Here is an 844-nt window from a genome sequence, read left to right on the forward strand (position 1 = left end):
GCCGAAGCTGCCAATCTCCCCACAGGTGGGGGAGATGGCCGGCAGGCCAGAGGGGGGCGCGAAGGAACGCGACTTCTATTGCGATCGCCGCTAAGCCGCAGCGCTTCCCTGCCCGCTCAAATCCCGAAACCACCCCAACCCAGCTTCCGTCCCGGCCTTCGGCTTGTATTCCGCCCCGACCCATCCGGCATAACCAATGCGGTCGATATGCTCGTACAGGAAGGGAAAATTGATCTCGCCCGTCCCCGGCTCGTGACGGCCGGGATTGTCCGCAAGCTGGATATGCGCGATGCGGTCAAGGTTTGCCTCGATGGTACGGGCGAGATCCCCCTCCATGATCTGCATGTGATAGATGTCGTATTGCAGGAACAGGTTTTTCGAGCCGACGCGATCGATCAGCGCTAGCGCCTGGTCGGAGTAGTTGAGGAAGAAGCCCGGAATATCGCGCGTGTTGATCGGCTCGATCAGCAGCCTGATGCCGGCCTGCTCCAGCTTTTCCGCCGCGAAGGCGAGGTTTTCGGCAAAGACATCCTCCAGCACCTTGCGGTCGGCGGCGGCCGGCGCGATGCCGGCCAGGCAATTGACCTGCTCACAGCCGAGCGCCTGCGCGTAGGTGATCGCCTTGGCGACGCCTTGGCGGAATTCCGGCACGCGGTCCGGCAGCACGGCAATACCGCGTTCGCCCTTGCCCCAGTCGCCCGCCGGCAGGTTGAACAGCACCTGGGTCAGACCGTTCTTCTTCAACCGGGCGGCGACGACATCGGGCGCATGGTCATAGGGGCCGATATATTCGACGCCCTTGAAGCCGGCGCGGGCGGCGGCATCGAAACGATCGAGGAACTCA

The 844-nt window shown here is 63.5% G+C and carries 1 protein-coding gene; it reads right to left on the minus strand.

Features of this window, described 5'->3' with window-relative positions:
* Positions 1 to 90 precede the first annotated feature (90 nt).
* Positions 91 to 844 (minus strand): hydroxypyruvate isomerase (gene hyi / locus EN906_RS35745; RefSeq protein ID WP_127375850.1); only part of this gene is annotated, 754 nt, incomplete at its 5' end.

The organism is Mesorhizobium sp. M7A.F.Ca.CA.004.06.1.1 (assembly GCF_003999135.1).
In the GTDB taxonomy this organism is placed as follows: Bacteria; Pseudomonadota; Alphaproteobacteria; order Rhizobiales; family Rhizobiaceae; genus Mesorhizobium.